This window comes from Christiangramia pacifica, assembly GCF_057221535.1.
Genome location: NZ_CM170146.1, coordinates 328,983 through 344,863 on the forward strand (window position 1 = coordinate 328,983; position 15,881 = coordinate 344,863).

Annotated in this window: 13 protein-coding genes; 6 read left to right on the forward strand and 7 right to left on the reverse strand. The window is 36.6% G+C overall.

Annotated elements, in window-relative coordinates; translation table 11 throughout:
• Positions 1 to 60: 60 nt before the first annotated feature.
• Entirely contained in the window at positions 61 to 2,448 is a 2,388-nt protein-coding gene (locus AC2S94_RS01530; RefSeq protein ID WP_484629755.1) for a hypothetical protein, read from the forward strand.
• Positions 2,449 to 2,479: 31 nt separating this feature from the next.
• Here AC2S94_RS01530 and AC2S94_RS01535 read toward each other — a convergent pair whose 3' ends face one another.
• The gene (locus tag AC2S94_RS01535; RefSeq protein WP_484629756.1) at positions 2,480 to 3,769 is read right to left on the reverse strand and encodes a metal-dependent hydrolase family protein; all 1,290 of its coding nucleotides are present in this window, start codon (positions 3,767 to 3,769) and stop codon (positions 2,480 to 2,482) included.
• A gap of 114 nt (positions 3,770 to 3,883) precedes the next feature.
• Positions 3,884 to 5,014: a DegT/DnrJ/EryC1/StrS family aminotransferase gene (locus tag AC2S94_RS01540; RefSeq protein ID WP_484629757.1), complete on the reverse strand. Its 1,131-nt coding sequence runs from the start codon at positions 5,012 to 5,014 to the stop codon at positions 3,884 to 3,886.
• Positions 5,015 to 5,111: 97 nt separating this feature from the next.
• On the opposite strand from AC2S94_RS01540, the gene AC2S94_RS01545 reads away from it, so the two are divergent.
• From AC2S94_RS01545 to AC2S94_RS01555, 3 genes are all read left to right on the forward strand, one after another.
• On the forward strand, positions 5,112 to 6,335 hold the full coding sequence (locus AC2S94_RS01545; RefSeq protein ID WP_484629758.1) for a 3-deoxy-D-manno-octulosonic acid transferase: 1,224 nt from the start codon (positions 5,112 to 5,114) through the stop codon (positions 6,333 to 6,335).
• A 109-nt stretch (positions 6,336 to 6,444) separates the two neighbouring features.
• A complete protein-coding gene (locus tag AC2S94_RS01550) occupies positions 6,445 to 6,684 on the forward strand; it encodes a hypothetical protein (protein ID WP_484629759.1) in 240 nt (79 codons plus the stop codon).
• 51 nt (positions 6,685 to 6,735) lie between these two features.
• Complete coding sequence (locus tag AC2S94_RS01555) at positions 6,736 to 7,056, forward strand: hypothetical protein (RefSeq protein ID WP_484629760.1); 321 nt, start codon at positions 6,736 to 6,738, stop codon at positions 7,054 to 7,056.
• 49 nt (positions 7,057 to 7,105) lie between these two features.
• On the opposite strand, the gene AC2S94_RS01560 is transcribed toward AC2S94_RS01555, so the two are convergent.
• The 5 genes from AC2S94_RS01560 to AC2S94_RS01580 form a co-directional block, all read right to left on the reverse strand.
• Complete coding sequence (locus tag AC2S94_RS01560) at positions 7,106 to 7,873, reverse strand: XRE family transcriptional regulator (protein WP_484629761.1); 768 nt, start codon at positions 7,871 to 7,873, stop codon at positions 7,106 to 7,108.
• 82 nt (positions 7,874 to 7,955) lie between these two features.
• Positions 7,956 to 9,944, reverse strand: a complete 1,989-nt coding sequence (locus tag AC2S94_RS01565; RefSeq protein WP_484629762.1) for a heavy metal translocating P-type ATPase — start codon at positions 9,942 to 9,944, stop codon at positions 7,956 to 7,958.
• Positions 9,945 to 10,031: 87 nt separating this feature from the next.
• Positions 10,032 to 10,448 (reverse strand): Fur family transcriptional regulator, encoded by a 417-nt coding sequence (locus AC2S94_RS01570; protein ID WP_484629763.1) that lies wholly within the window; start codon positions 10,446 to 10,448, stop codon positions 10,032 to 10,034.
• A 105-nt stretch (positions 10,449 to 10,553) separates the two neighbouring features.
• The gene (locus AC2S94_RS01575; RefSeq protein WP_484629764.1) at positions 10,554 to 10,748 is read right to left on the reverse strand and encodes a hypothetical protein; all 195 of its coding nucleotides are present in this window, start codon (positions 10,746 to 10,748) and stop codon (positions 10,554 to 10,556) included.
• A gap of 109 nt (positions 10,749 to 10,857) precedes the next feature.
• The gene (locus AC2S94_RS01580; protein ID WP_484629765.1) at positions 10,858 to 11,199 is read right to left on the reverse strand and encodes a hypothetical protein; all 342 of its coding nucleotides are present in this window, start codon (positions 11,197 to 11,199) and stop codon (positions 10,858 to 10,860) included.
• 602 nt (positions 11,200 to 11,801) lie between these two features.
• Here AC2S94_RS01580 and AC2S94_RS01585 point away from each other — a divergent pair.
• Positions 11,802 to 12,551, forward strand: coding sequence for a LytR/AlgR family response regulator transcription factor (locus tag AC2S94_RS01585; RefSeq protein ID WP_484629766.1), 750 nt, complete (start codon positions 11,802 to 11,804; stop codon positions 12,549 to 12,551).
• On the forward strand, positions 12,529 to 15,498 hold the full coding sequence (locus AC2S94_RS01590) for a sensor histidine kinase (RefSeq protein WP_484629767.1): 2,970 nt from the start codon (positions 12,529 to 12,531) through the stop codon (positions 15,496 to 15,498). Before AC2S94_RS01585 ends, AC2S94_RS01590 begins: the two co-directional genes overlap by 23 nt.
• Positions 15,499 to 15,881: the final 383 nt, after the last annotated feature.

Genomic DNA, 15,881 nt, shown 5'->3' on the forward strand with positions numbered 1-15,881 from the left:
CAGCCTTCTCTCCCTACAGTAAGGATTTTATCAATTTATTTATCAATCAAATTTATGCTTTTGAATTCGCAAAAAGTGTTTACAGGCCTTCTATTGGGCTTATTTTTCATCACCTCGGTCGCTCAAAACAGTCCGACATCTATCAAAAAATTAGAAACAGAATACGATCAGTATTTCAACAATCCTAGAGAATCAGTTTTTATACATCTGAATAAAAACAAGTTTTTTCAAAATGAGAATCTATGGTTCGCAACTTATATATATGATATTAAAAACAACATCCCTGGTTTTAAATCTACAAACCTGAATGTCCAGGTTTTTAATAGCACCGGTAGACAGATCGTGTCAAGAACCTATTATATTTTCCAGGGAAAATCTACCGGTAATATTGATCTGAATACGCTTGGTCTTGCTCCCGGCACTTACTTTATAAAAGCTTCTACTTCTTATATCCGGGAAATTGATGATTCACTGTCCGGAATTCAGGCTTTCCAAATTCTTGGAGAATCTGCAGATGTTGCAGAAAAGAATAATAATCCGAAATACGATCTGCAAATATTGCCAGAAGGTGGTCATATAGTTTCCGGTATTAGCAATTCTATCGCTGTGAAATTGAGCAGTTCTACAGATGTTTCAATGAATCAACTCGAAGGATTCGTTATTCGGAACCAGGACACCATCAGCAGATTTAAAACCAATAGGTTTGGTAATGCAAGTTTTACCGTACAACCTAATTTAAACGATGATCTAGAAGTCGCATTAATGGCTGAAAATGGTGATATAATAAAGGAAAAATTAAATGCAATAGAGGCCAAAGGAATCTCTATGACGGTCAAAGATTTTAATAAAGATATTCTCATATCACTGAAAACAAATACAGAGACCAGGAAACAAATTGGAAAGAAAAAGTTTTACACCGCAATTCACCAGGAAGGGAAAATGAAAGATTTTTCATTCTATTTTCCTGAAGGCAAATCTGAAGCAAACATCACTTTTCCCAAAGATTCTCTTTTTACAGGAGTGAATGTAATAAGCATCTTCAATGACTCTTTTGAACCCTTATTGGAAAGACTTGTTTTCAATCAGCCTGAAAAAGCGACTGATTTCAAGGTTTCAGGATCTAAAAAAGTTGGAGATTCTATAAAACTTAGGTTATCAAAACAGAATGAGACTGATAATACGGTATCCCTTAGCATATCGGTTTTACCCTCAGAAACAGAGGCATATGAAAAGAATTCAAGTATCATTTCTAAATTCTTGTTAGAGCCATATTTAATAGGTAAAGTACAGAACCCCGCATATTACTTTTCTGATGAATCTTCTGAAAGAAGAAGAATGTACGATCTGGATCTTTTACTGATGTCCCAGGGCTGGAGCCAGTATGACTGGAAAGACATATTCAAAGGTGAAAACAAAGATATATTGGAAAGAAAGCAAGGCTTTAGCATTAGAGGAACTGCTTATAAAAGAAATACTAAAAAAGAAAATGAATTGTTCTTAAGAAATGAATCTTCGGGAGAGTTTGGCATCATAGAAATCAAGGATGATAATACGTTTGAAATCGAAAATTTATTTATTGAAGACAGCACTAAGTTTTCAATAGGATTATTGAATGATCGGAATAACAAATTATCCAAACCTTCGGTCCAGTTCCAGGTCTATCCTGAAGTTTTAAATTCTGATCTGGAGGTGGACGACTTAAATGAGATGCTATACCGGCCTACAAAAAAAGTAAAACTCAGTATTCCAGATAATTTCATCAGTTCAACTGAAATGCTTGATACTATTGTTCTAAATGGAAAAAAAGCTAAAAAAGATAAAGAATTAAAAACTGGTAACAGATTAAGTGCTCTCGCAGAAGAATTCATTATCGACGAAAAAGACGAAATGTCTTATTATTATATTACCGATCTAATTGCACAAAATGGTTTTGTGGTTAGAAGAACCCCTGCTTCTGTTGAAATAAGATCGCGTGTTCCATTTAGCTTGAACGCCGTGCCACCACAGCCTAATATTTACCTTAATGGAGCGAGATTGATAGGCGATCTTGGAATTCTATATGATATTACTACAAGTCAGGTTGAATCTGTTTATATAAATAAATCTGCATCTGCAGGTAGAGGATTAAATGAAGGTGGAGGTGTAATTGAAATAAATCTTAAAAGAGGATCAAGTGCCGGAAGTAATCGTGATACTCTAAATTCAATCATCGCCAACAATGGTTATGAAACACAAAAGAAATATTACAATCCAAAATATAATTCCTATAATTCAGAATTATTTCAAAATTACGGCAGTATCGATTGGAAGCCAGAGATTTTTATGGATTCAGCCTATGTTGATTTCAAAATTCTAAACACTCTTCAGAAAAATGTAAAATTATATATTGAAGGTTTTACGGGTAATGGTGAGTTAATTTCAGAAATTATCGAATTAGAGATAAAATAAAAGGGTATCTATAAAATGAAGGAAGATTATATTATTCTTCCTTCATTTTATAAACCTTTCCTTCCTTCATCACAAAGGCTACATTCTCCAAGGTTTTAATATTATCGGTTGGATCTTCATCTACAGCAATGATATCAGCGTAGAATCCCTTAGCGATCTGGCCGCTCTCATTTTCCATTTTCAGGATTTTCGCAGGTATTATGGTAGCTACTTGTATGGCTTCCATTTCCGGCATTCCGGCTTCAACCATATAACCGAATTCTTTTGCGTTATCACCGTGTTTAAAAACTCCGGCATCTGTACCAAACGCAATTGGAACTCCCCTCTTATAAGCTTTAGAAAATGTATTCTGTATTTTAGGACCAATCTCCTTTGCTTTTGGAACTACCAGTTCAGGATAATAATTTTCTATTTCCGCTTTTTCCGTTACAAATTTACCGGCTGTGATCGTAGGAACCAGGTAAGCTCCTTTTTCTCTCATAAGATCCATGGTTTCCTCGCTCATTAAAGTTCCATGCTCAATGGTTAATACACCCGCTCTAACTGCACGTTGCATTCCTTCATCTCCATGAGCGTGGGCAGCAACATGATACCCATAATCTTTTGCCGTTTTCACGATCTCTTCAATTTCTTCATCAAAAAACTGCGGATTAGAACTACTCTTTGCCACACTTAGAACGCCGCCAGTTGCCGTAATTTTTATAAGGTCGGCTCCATTTTTATAACGTTGTCTCACCGCCTTTCTCGCATCTTCTATACCGTTCACTACCCCTTCTTTTGGTCCCGGATCACCCATCATATTATTATTCATTCCGTTGGTTGGATCTGCATGTCCTCCGGTAGTAGCCAAAGATTTCCCTGCTGTAAAAATTCTAGGTCCGGCAACTTTTCCTTTACTAATAGCATCGCGAAGAGCGATATTCACTCCGGAACCTCCAAGATCTCTCACCGTGGTAAATCCCGCCATTAAGGTTTTTTCAGCGAAGGCTACCGAACTCAGTGCATCATCAGCCGGATTATTGGTAAACCTCTGCAGGTATTTACTTGGATTAGTTTCACTTTCAAGGTGCACATGCATATCGGTTAGCCCAGGAAGCACCGTTTTATTTTTAAGATTGATCACTTCATCATCAGGATTCTCAGGATCTGAATATCCCTTTTGAACTTCCTTGATCTTATTCCCTGAAATTATAATTGTTTGTTCTTTTAGAACTTTTCCATTTTTAGTATCTACCAGTTTACCTGCATGAATATAGGTGTCCTGCGCGGTAAGATTTAATGAGAGAAGAATGATTGAAACGAGACTTAGTAGTTTTTTCATAGATAAGAATTAATGTTCTAAGCAATATAAAGAAAATATCAATCTCTCTTAAAAGCATTATTAGACAAAAAACCCGGCATTTAGCCGGGTTCCTGTTTTAATATAAGTTCTGAATTACTTCAAAAAATCAATAATTGTTTCTGTTATATGTTTGATCTGGTCGTCTTCCAGCTCCGTATGCATCGGTAAAGAGATAACTTCCTGCACCAACTGATTGGTCACAGTAAAATCTTCTTCCTTATATCTTTCATCTAAATATGCCTTTTGACGATGTAGCGGAATTGGATAATAGATACCAAATGGAATTCCTTTTTCCTGCAGGTGTTTCGCCAGGGCATCTCTTTTACCATTTTTAATTTTCAAGGTATACTGGTGGTAAACATGAGTGTCGCAATCTCCAGATCGCACTGGCGTAGAAATATGCTCATTCCCTTGAAAAGCATTGGAATACTTCAAAGCTGCTTCTTTTCTGGCTTCATTATAGATATCCAGATTTTTCAGTTTAGCCCTCAGCACCGCAGCTTGAAAACTATCTAATCTTGAATTCACTCCAACAACATCATGATGATAACGCTCATACATACCATGATTTACAATTCCGCGGATGGTATGGGCCAATTCATCATTATTGGTGAAGATCGCGCCACCATCTCCGTAGCATCCAAGGTTTTTAGATGGAAAGAAGGAAGTTGCTGCAACATCACCTATAGTACCAGCCTTACTGGTCTTACCCTCTTTAGTATGATAATCGGCGCCTATTGCCTGAGCATTATCTTCAATTACATATAGATCGTGCTCTTTGGCGATCTCCATGATCGCATCCATATTCGCGGTTTGTCCGAAAAGATGAACCGGCACGATCGCTTTGGTGTTTGGAGTAATGGCTTTTCTGATCTCTTCTGGATCAATATTAAAAGTTTCAGGATCAACATCAACCAGAACAGGAGTTAGCTGCAATAATGCGATCACCTCTACAGTAGCGGCAAAAGTAAAATCGGCAGTAATAACTTCATCTCCAGGTTTTAATCCAAGGCCCATCATTGCGATCTGAAGCGCATCGGTTCCATTGGCACAAGGAATCACATGCTTTACCCCAAGATAATCTTCCAGCTCCTTCTGAAATGTATGAACATGAGGCCCATTGATAAAGGAAGTTTCTTCCAGTATCTCCTGCATTCCTTTATTCACTTCATTCTTTATACCTTCGTATTGACCTTTAAGGTCAACCATTTGAATCTTTTTCATCTACAATATTTTTCAGGTCTACGAAAATACGAAATATAGGTCCTACTGGCAATCCATTTATTGGAAAGGCCTATTTTAGCATCATCAAGTTATTATTGTGCAGAAAATTTACAATGTATTAGTCAGACTAAGCGGAGTCGTTCTTAAATCGGCTGGTAAATTCAGTCCCAAGCTAAAGGAATTTTCAGAAGGCAGAAAGCATCTTTTTTCACAACTTGAAAGCGCCATTGACCCTGAAAAAAAGCATATCTGGATACACGCCGCCTCCCTGGGAGAATTTGAAATGGCTGTTCCCGTATTGGAAATGCTGAAACAAAAATATCCTGAACATAAAATGATTGTTAGCTTCTTTTCTCCTTCCGGATTTAAGAATAAGAAAAAACATCCGCTCGTAGATCATTTCACCTATTTGCCACTTGATACTCCGCAGAATGCGGAAAAGTTTCTAAAAATACTAAGGCCGGAATTGGCCTTTTTCATCAAATATGACTTCTGGCCAAACTTTCTGAATGAACTTAAAAGTAGAAAAATCCGGACTTTCCTGGTTTCTGGAAAATTCAGAAAAGACCAGGCCTTTTTTAAGTCTTATGGCAAATGGATGCTCAAATCGCTAGATGCTTTCGAACATTTTTTTGTTCAGAATGAGGAATCTGCCATATTACTTAAGAATGCCGGTTTCAATAATGTTACTGTTGGAGGTGATACAAGGTTCGACCGGGTAGCAGCCCAAATTGAAGCAGATAACAGGATAGAATTTATTGAAAACTTTAAAAATGACAGGATGCTCATGGTACTGGGAAGTACCTGGCCCGAAGATGAACAGCTTTTTAAAGATTTTATCAATAAATCTGTAAATATAAAATTCATCATTGCTCCTCACGAGATCAAAAATGAGAAGATCGATAAGCTCATATCAGAATTAAAACTTTCTACGATCAAATATTCTGATATGGAAAATAAAAATCTAGCAGACTATTCGATACTGATTTTGGATACCATCGGACTTCTTGGCAGAGCATACAGTTATGCGGATATCGCGTACGTTGGAGGAGCCGCCGGAAATACCGGTTTACACAATATTCTGGAGCCAGCCACTTTTGGAATTCCTATCGTTATTGGAGAAAATTTCAGCAAATTCCCTGAGGCTGAGCGATTAAGACAACTTGCCGGCTTGTTTTCTGTTAAAAATTCAGAAGAATTTACCGCGATAATGACCAAATTATATACCAATTCAGAATTTAGGGAGAAGTCTGGAATGATCGCCGGACACTTTATTAAAAGTAATACCGGAGCAACACGAATCTTAAAGGAACATCTTTAAAAACCGGTGATATTTCTATTAACATTCTTTGCTAAAAAAAAGTAAAAATTCATCGTTCGATTAGTTTTAGTTGTAATTTCGACCCCTATAACAAATAAACTAATAATCCATGAAACGATTATCAATTTTAGCCGGTGGGCTATTAATGTTTTCTGCAGTATTTACTTCTTGTAGGGATACTGCCGAAAAAGAAACAATTGTTAGGGAGGTTGAAGTAGAGAAAAAAGTAGAAACACCTGAAGAGGCTGAAGAAAGAGAAGGAATTCTTGAAAGAACGGCTAAAGAGGTAGATAAAGAAGTAAACAAAGAAATAAACGAAGAAATTGACAAGATCGGGGACGATAATTAATCAAATAACTTGTCACTATTTAATTGAATAACTAAACCAAAATTTAAAACGATGAAAAAACCAATAGTAATGCTGGCACTAATGTTCTCAATGGGAGTTGTTTTTACTTCTTGTAGAGACACAGCAAAAGAAAATGAAGCTGATGACATGGAAATGTCTGACGATATGGATGATGTGGCTGATGATATGGAAGATGCTGCAGACGACATGGATGATGTGAACGATGACAACAACAGCGTTGGTAACGATATCGAGCAAGCTGCAGATGATGCAGGTGATGCGGTAAAGAATGCAGCGAATGAAACTGGTGATGCAGTTGAAAACGCAGCTAACGAAGTTGGAGATGAAGTAAGCGGAAACGACGATTACTAATCGATTTGAACTAAAAAACTGAAAGCCCTTTCACACGAAAGGGCTTTTTTTATTGTTTAAAAGATTTCAATTCTCGTTTCAATTCATTCATAGATTGCTGTAATTCCTGAAACAGCCCGCTATTTGAAGGATTATCCAGATTGAAGGTAAGTTTTGAATTCACCTGCCAGATCTCCTGGATATCATGAACATTTATTTCCAACGGCAAATACTCTTCATTCAAGGAAATGAGCAAAACTTTTGATGGGTCTGGCATCTTCTGAAGTTTCTTCACCAATACAGAATCATACATCACTACCACATAAACCCGGTTATTGCTGGCTTCTTCAATACTCGGCACAGCTTTTCCCATCACCCATTCACCTGGACGATAATCTGGTAACATACTATCCCCTTCTATTTGAAAACCTCTGTAAGTAGCATTTCTGAATTCTGGCAATGGAATATCAAAAGCTGGAAGCTGATTATACCATTCCACATCCTGAACATTATGAGGGTAACCCGCGGCAGCTTTCTGATTTACCAGTACGATATTTTCATTATCGGCATTGTCAACAGTTACCACTTTAGGACTTACATCACCTTTTGAAATTTTAAGATACTTCTGCCCGCTCTCACCAAAAAGCCACAATGGATTGATGGCAAACTGCCTCAATAATTCCGCAACCACTTTCCCCGAAAGTTTGGTTCTACCCCGTTCTATATCTGCGGTAGAATTTTTAATACCAAGTAAACTGGCAAATTCAGATTGAGTAAAATTGTTTTCTTCACGCACTTCTTTAAAGTGCTTAATTTCAATAGATCCAGGTGTACCCATAATTGATTTATTAGGAATATTTCCAAAATTTAATCAAAAATATTGGATTTAATCCTATTTAACCAAAAAAGCTGAATATTTTTTAAATATTGCTATAATTATCTTTAAAGGCCAGCAAGCGTAAGGCATTAAGCACTACAACAATTGTAGAACCTTCATGGAATACGACTGCGATACCAATATTAGCCCAGCCAAAAATGGTAGCAGGCAAAAGTAAAGCCACCACCCCGAGACTTATCCATAAATTCTGTCTTACAATTTGTTGAGCTTTTCTACTAAGTGCAATTGCAAAAGGAAGTATTTCTAACTTATCTGCCATCAGAGCAATATCGGCAGTTTCCAGGGCAACATCACTTCCGGCCGCTCCCATAGCGATACCTACGGTACTATTGGCCATCGCCGGCGCATCATTGACTCCATCGCCGATCATAGCTATTTTTGATTCTTCTTTTTCCAGTTGTTTGATCCTTTCCACCTTTTCCTCCGGCAACAAACTACCATAAGCGTCAGTAAGTCCGATTTCGGAAGCCACTGCATTAGCTACTTCCTGATTATCCCCGGTAAGCATGATCATCTTCCTGATTCCAATCTTTTTTAATCTAGACAAGGTAGACTTCGCAGCTTGTCGGGGAGTATCCATCAATGCCACAATTCCGCTGAAATCATCTCCATGCTGAACCAGCATTACTGTTTTACCTTCAGTCTCAAGTTGTTTTACCTGTTCTTTTATTTTGGCAGGCACCAGTGAATTATCCTCGAATAGTTCAAGATTTCCTATCTGTACGAGTTTTCCGTTTACTTTACCCCTTATACCCTTACCTTGAACAGCCTCTGAATCATGAACTTCGGGGAAACCATTCAATTCGCTCATCTTTTCTTTACCGTCTCGCACCACAGCTTTAGCCAGAGGGTGATTACTGGAACTTTCCAGAGCAATTACCTTCCGTAGAAATTCATCATTCGATTGGCCATTCAAAAGGACCACATCGGTCATTTTTGGTTTTCCTTCAGTAAGAGTTCCCGTTTTATCAAACGCGATCGCTCTTAGAGTGCCTAGGTCTTCCAGTGGCTTCCCTCCTTTTATAAGAACACCTCCTTTGGCTGCTCGGGCTATTCCACTTAAAACAGCAGAAGGAGTCGAAATTGCCAGCGCACAGGGACTTGCGGCCACCAACGCTGCCATGGATCGATAAAAACTGTCTTGCCAGCTTTCATCCACCACTAAAAACGCAAAGTTTAACAGGACTATTAAAATGAGTACCGCAGGAACGTAATATTTCTCGAATTTATCGGTAAGCAACTGTGTTGGCGATTTCTTTTCCTGCGCTTCCTGAACCATATTAATGAGCCTGTTCAGGGTTGAATCCTGAGATTCCTTAATCACCCTGATCTCAATTGTATTATCGCCATTGATGGTACCGGCGTAAACCCTGTTCTTTTCTGGGATTTCAGAAATTGCTGAAAATTCCCTGTTGGCGTCCAAAACAGGTTCCTTATCTACCGGAATGCTTTCTCCAGTTATAGGCGCCTGGTTAATATTGGTTTTCCCCTTAATAAGAACACCATCAGCACTAACCGCAGAATTCGGTTTAATGCGAATCACGTCTCCCACTCTCAAAACCTCAATAGAGACCTCGTTATATTGATCACCTTCCTTTCGCAAGGCGATTTTTGGAGATAAATTGGTTAGTGATTCTATAGATTTCCGGGCTTTTGCCATGGCCAGATGTTCCAGGGCATGTCCCAGGCTAAAAAGAAATAATAACAAAGCACCTTCAGCCCACTTATCTAAAAGAGCAGCTCCCACTGCTGCCACCAGCATTAGAAAGTCAATTTCAAAGCGACCTTTGGCTATCTCGGTTGCCGCTTCTTTCAATGTATAATAACCACCAAGTCCATAAGAAATCAAGTAAGGAACCAGGATGAAAATAAAATCCAGATTTGAAAATTTGTCAATTAAAAATCCGATAAGTAGAAATAAACCACTGCCTAAAGCTAGGATGAGTTCAGTTCTTTCTCCAAAAATTCCATCGTTATGAGGTTCACAGCATCCGTGATTATGTCCAGACATTCTAATGATGTTTATGCTTATTAAACTTACAGACTTATCTGCAATTGAATGGCTAATTTAAGATGAAATTAATGCAATCTTAGTGCATTAAAGCTTACTGCATTTTTCACAGGTTCCCTTGATCACCAGGTTAATATCCTGGGAAATATATCCGGAAGGAAGACTGATATGCGGAATCTTGTGATCTGTGAGGCATATTGTCTCATTACAATTATTGCAATGAAAATGAAGATGTAGATCCTGTGCTTCCCCCGAATTTGTTAGAGGCTCATCAAGGGCATATTTTGGAACACCGGTACCGTCATCTATTTGGTGAACGATCCCGTTTTTTTCAAAGGTTTTAATAGTTCGATAAAGAGTGGTTCTTTCAGATTTATCGAATCCAGCTTCAATATCATTTAAGGTAAGAGCAGCTTTTCTATCCTGTAAAAATTTGTACATCAACAACCGTATGGCCGTTGGACGAATCTGATGCTTTTTCAGAACATTTTCAATCTCATTCATAGAAGAAAGCTTATGCTACAAATTTATAAGGATTATAATAAAAAATAAAAACCGCCACAATAATGTAACGGTTTTAAGACAAGTTCTAACAATAAAATTTTTAATTCAAGAACAGCATTTGCAAACATTTACTTTTGCCAGCTGCAATTTAGCTTTCGCTGTTTCAATTGCAAGATTTCCGTTTGGAAACATCCCCAGGTAAATTCTTCCAAGAACATCGGGGAGACTCTTGCAGGTTTCGGCGTGAATCCAGATCACTCCTTTGAGGTCTGGGTTCTTACCCAGGTAGTAAAATTTCATGCGGCAAAATAGATCAAACCCGATTTGAAGAATACGGTATTTGATATATTTTTTGATCCAATTCGTAATAAATTGTTAAATTTTTGTCGAACAGGATTAAACAGAAATTCTAGAAACCTTTTAATTGGAGAGCCCAGAATCCAATTATTAGAATTAGGGAAATAAACATTCCGCCGAAGATCATTAGCAAACCTCGATTTTCAACTTTTATGCTATTGATTTCTTCATTAAAAAATTGCTTTTCTACTTTTTCCATTTTAAGATAATTGTCCACACCCAGCCTGGATGCAATTTTACCTTTTGGAGTTAAGCGGATTTCTCCTCTTTTTGTAATTTCAATTAAATCGTTTTCGCGTAGGGTATTGATAAAATTAACCGAAGTATTTTGTCTTAATTCTGACACCATCATACCCTCTTGAAAATTTGCTACAGCTTTGATACTTGATTCCATATTAACACTTCATTAACTTTTTAGTAACACTAATTAACAAATTAAAATGGAGATTTCAAAGCCGAAATTGGACCGTTTGTAGCAAAAAAATGCTAAAAATTGATAATTAACATTTTTAGATTCTTAATTATAAATGTAAAATTTACGACAAATATCTCTTGCGCAATTAGTTGGCGAATATTTTAACAGTAACATACATTGATTTAACCTCTAAGAGATTTTATAAAAATTTTTATTTAATGAATAATTTTAACAGAAATCCGAGTATAATTAAATTTTAATCAAGAGCAAGAACAAAAAACAGCAGCCAAAATTATTTCAGAAAAATCGGGAATTTACAGATCATGTTCCTTTCAAATAATGCGGATAAATCAAAATCATTTCAAAGCGTGATAAAATTCAATCCTGGACTTTATGCTGAATGTTTGTTAATGATATGAATAACATTTTGAGTATTCAGTATCGAAGGTTTTAGTATGTAGTTACAAAAGAAATTCCATTTGAAATAAAAAAACGATATTTGAAAACTTTCAAAACAATCTAATGAAGTCAATTATTAAGCTTTTCTCTTTCGGAAAGTTTCTGACTAGAAATTCCTGCTTATGATAAAAGCCATTATCATTGATGATGAAGTAAATGCCCAGAATTTACTTGAAAAAACTCTCTACAAATATTTCCCAAATAAATTCAACATCGTGCAAAAATGCTCTTCGGTTGAGAGTGGCGTAACGGCCATAAAAAATTATGAGCCAGACCTTGTTTTTCTTGATATTCAAATGCCCGAAAAAAATGGATTTGAACTTTTCCGTTATTTCGATAAAGTGAATTTTGAAACCATTTTCATTACCGCCTATAGTCAGTTTGCGGTGAAGGCTATCAGGCAAAGTGCGCTGGATTATATACTAAAACCCATTAACCATGTAGATCTTGCCCAGGCTATCAAAAGATTTGAATCAAAAAGTGAACATAGTTTTGCTCAAAAAAAGCTTTCCTTATTGCTGGAGAATCTAAACGTAAACGATCAAAACACCAGCAAGATCGCTTTCCCAACTACAGAAGGATTTGAATTCATACATTCAAACCAAATTATATATTGCAAAGCGGAAAGCAATTATTGTAAGGTAAAACGCATTGATGGTTCTGAAAAGCTTACCGCCAGAACTCTAAAGTATGTAGAAGAAATTTTACCTGCTCATTTTGTGAGAATTCATAAAAGCTACGTCTTGAATCTTAACTTCGTGGTTAGGTACAACAAAATCCTTAAAGAAGTTGAAGTAACCAATGGAGAAAAATTACCAGTTTCATTCAGAAAAGAAGAAGAATTTTTAAATGCTGTTCTCCAGATTCAATAAACTTCTTTTACTCGTACTCCTAATTAGCTATAGTGTATTTTCTCAAAAATATCCGGGAAAAGTCTATAACGCTACCAATGTATTACCAAATAATACGATAAGATCCTTATTTGTAGATAGTACAAATACGCTGTGGATTGGAACCGACAACGGAATCGTTAGGAAAAAAAACGGGGTCTTTGAAAGTTATTTTGAAGAAGACGGGCTTGCCCTGAATAGCTGCTGGGCTATCTCTGAAGACAAATTTCAGAATAAATGGTTTGGAAGCTACGGAGCGGGAATAAGTATTTATGATGGAACAGAATTCAGAATTATTTCCGAAAAGGACGGACTGGTGCATAACGAGATCACCAAACTGTTTCCATATAAAGAATTTATGTATGTTGGCACCAGTGATGGCGTCTCCAGGATAAATATAGAGAACTACGAAGTTAGCTCCTGGAATTATTCAGAAACCGAAGACCTGTTCAGGGTGAGCGGATTTTTTGAGTATATGGGTCAGCTTTATTTAACCACATATAAAACCGGAATTTATTTAATTAATGAAGAGACAGACGGGCTTGATCTAAAAAAAGTTAATGACCGTAAACTGATCTATTCAGCTTACATTGAAAATGACAGTATTTATAGCAGCAATAAAGGTTATTTCAAAAAGGAGCATTTAGAGAGCTATCTTCATCAAAAAGAATCCGCGAATATTGATCGAGCAGGAAATTCGATCATTTGGGACCAGGTTCAGACTAAAAATGATAAAATGTTTGCGGCCGCCTGGGGTATTTTTGATACGAGTGGTGGCATCTTTGAAATAGACGGAAAGGAATTTATTTCCAGGGCTACAGATTTCAATATAAATAGCACTCAGGTAGTCTCATTAGAATATGATCCTCAACTGGACAAACTCTACATTGGAACTCTTGATGAAGGATTGCATGAGATCAACCTTAATAACGATATTAGTTTTCATCCGCTGCCTGGAGAAGTTCTGGGTTTTGCGCGTACAAAGAATTCTGCCGCTACCCTATCCAGCCAGGCTTTACAAATTATCGGCGGTTCATCAACCAGCATTGCTTTAGAACGCTTTAAAAAATGGCAGGAAAATTATGTCACTAAAGCTGCCGGAAAATTACCAAAACACGAAGATTCGTTCTACGAATTAGACTACGCAACCCCTGCTGAGGAGATCATTTTTTATGATATAAAAACATTTGAAGAAAATTATTGGGTGAATACTAATATTGGAATTTTTGCCATCACCAGTTTTGGCAAGCTCAAGCGTTATGTGCCCATACATTCTGAAGAAATAAATTTTACCGAGGATGGTAAACTTATTGAAACTCATCCCTATGGAGGAGTTAGAATTTATAGTGACCTGGACACTTTTGTGTATGATTATTACAGTCAGGAAGATCCGGTTACTCCAACAATGATCGTGAATAGTTTTAAAACTGAAGATAAAACCTATTTCCTATCTGTTTTTTCCGGACTTTATAAATGGGAAAATGACCGTTTTATTTCTTATCTGAACAGCGAAAGATGGAATGAAAAAAAGCTTAGGAATATTGTATCAATTGAGAACAACCTTGCTATTTCAACGGAATTTGGAGACATCTATATTGTTAATGATGACAAAAATTTTGAGGTTCTAAAGAAAATCCCGAGAGCCATAATCAAGGGAAACACTATTTCTTCTCTGAAATCATATAAAGATTACCTCATCATCGCAACTGAAAAAGGTCTTACCATTTTAAATGACAAAAGGCAAATTTTCGTGGATAAGGAACAGGGGCTAAATCAACCTACACTGGGCATAGATATATCTGAAAATCACTTATTCGTTGGTACCGAAGGCGGTTTTTATATTCTGGACCTGGAGAATATCATTGGCGCGGAGAGCGAAATAGCTGAACTTGAAATTACCGAAATCTATATCAATAATAAGGAAAGAACTCTGAAAGAGATCTCTGCAAAAAATGAGCTGAAATTAAATTATGACGAAAATACTATTCTGGTAAAATTCGGAACAAATGCTCATCCATTTCCAGATAAATTAAATTATCAATACCGACTTGATAAAAATGAAGAATGGAGTTTACCGAATTCTAAACCAGAGATCTTCCTCCCGTTTTTAAGTTCGTCAACTTATGATATTCAGGTGAAAGTTACAGATTTCAGTACGGGTTCAGAATATCAGCAAAAATTATTGAGCCTTTCTATCAAGCCTCCCTTCTGGAAAACATGGTGGTTTTACCTGCTCATTCTGATAGGGATCACAGTACTTATTTTAAGTATTTACCGCTATGAAATTCAGAAAAACAAAAGATTTGAGGCACAGAAAAGTTTGATACAAAAGCGTTTTGAGGAGACAAAAATGGAAGCGCTGCTTGCCCAGATGAATCCGCATTTTATTTTTAATGCCATGAATAGCATCCAGAATTTCATACTTGATAATGACGTGGAAAAAGCTTCGGAATTTCTAGGAGATTTTGCAAAATTAATAAGGCTGAATCTTGAGTACTGCACCAAACCGAAGATTTCCCTGGAAGAAGAAATTCAATACCTGCAGTCTTACATTAAAGTTGAAAACACCAGGTTTAACGATGCTGTAAATGTGAATTTTTATGTTGATCCTGATATCGATACTTTTGAGGTAGAAGTTCCTTCCATGCTCCTTCAAACTTTTATAGAAAATGTCTTTGTTCACGCATTTCCGCCGAAAATTGAAAATCCGGTTTTAAAAGTTTCTTTTAAGCAACTTGGCTCGGAAAAAATAGAATGCATGATCGAAGATAATGGCATCGGTTTTTCTAAAATTCCTGATAATTCACCACATCGATCAAAAGGTACAAGCCTGGCCAGGGAAAGGTTGGCGTTCATGGGATATGACCGTCAGAATTTACAGATTTCGTCTATAAGGGGAAAAGGAACATTAGTGATTTTAATTTTATAATAATCAACGATAACTTCCAAAATCGATACGTTTACTAACCCAAGTAGAAACAATTAAACATTCGATTTATTTTTGATCTCAATTAGAAGTAGTGGCGGCTTGTCTAAGTAAATTGATCTTTGGGTAGGGACTTAGGTTATTTACGAACTGTAGCGGTCACTACTCTATTTTTACTTCCTAATTTAAATTCAGCCGATACCTTAATAATTTCTGGAAACTTAATAAGCTACAGATTTAATTCTCAAGTTAGAACAGGAAATTAGAAATCGAATCAATCCTCATACTCAAAAGGAAACTATTGACTGCTTTTTTAGTTATTTATTATCGTGATCCATTGAATTAATTTAGATTTCAATCGCAGTAACAATGTACCATAGACAAAT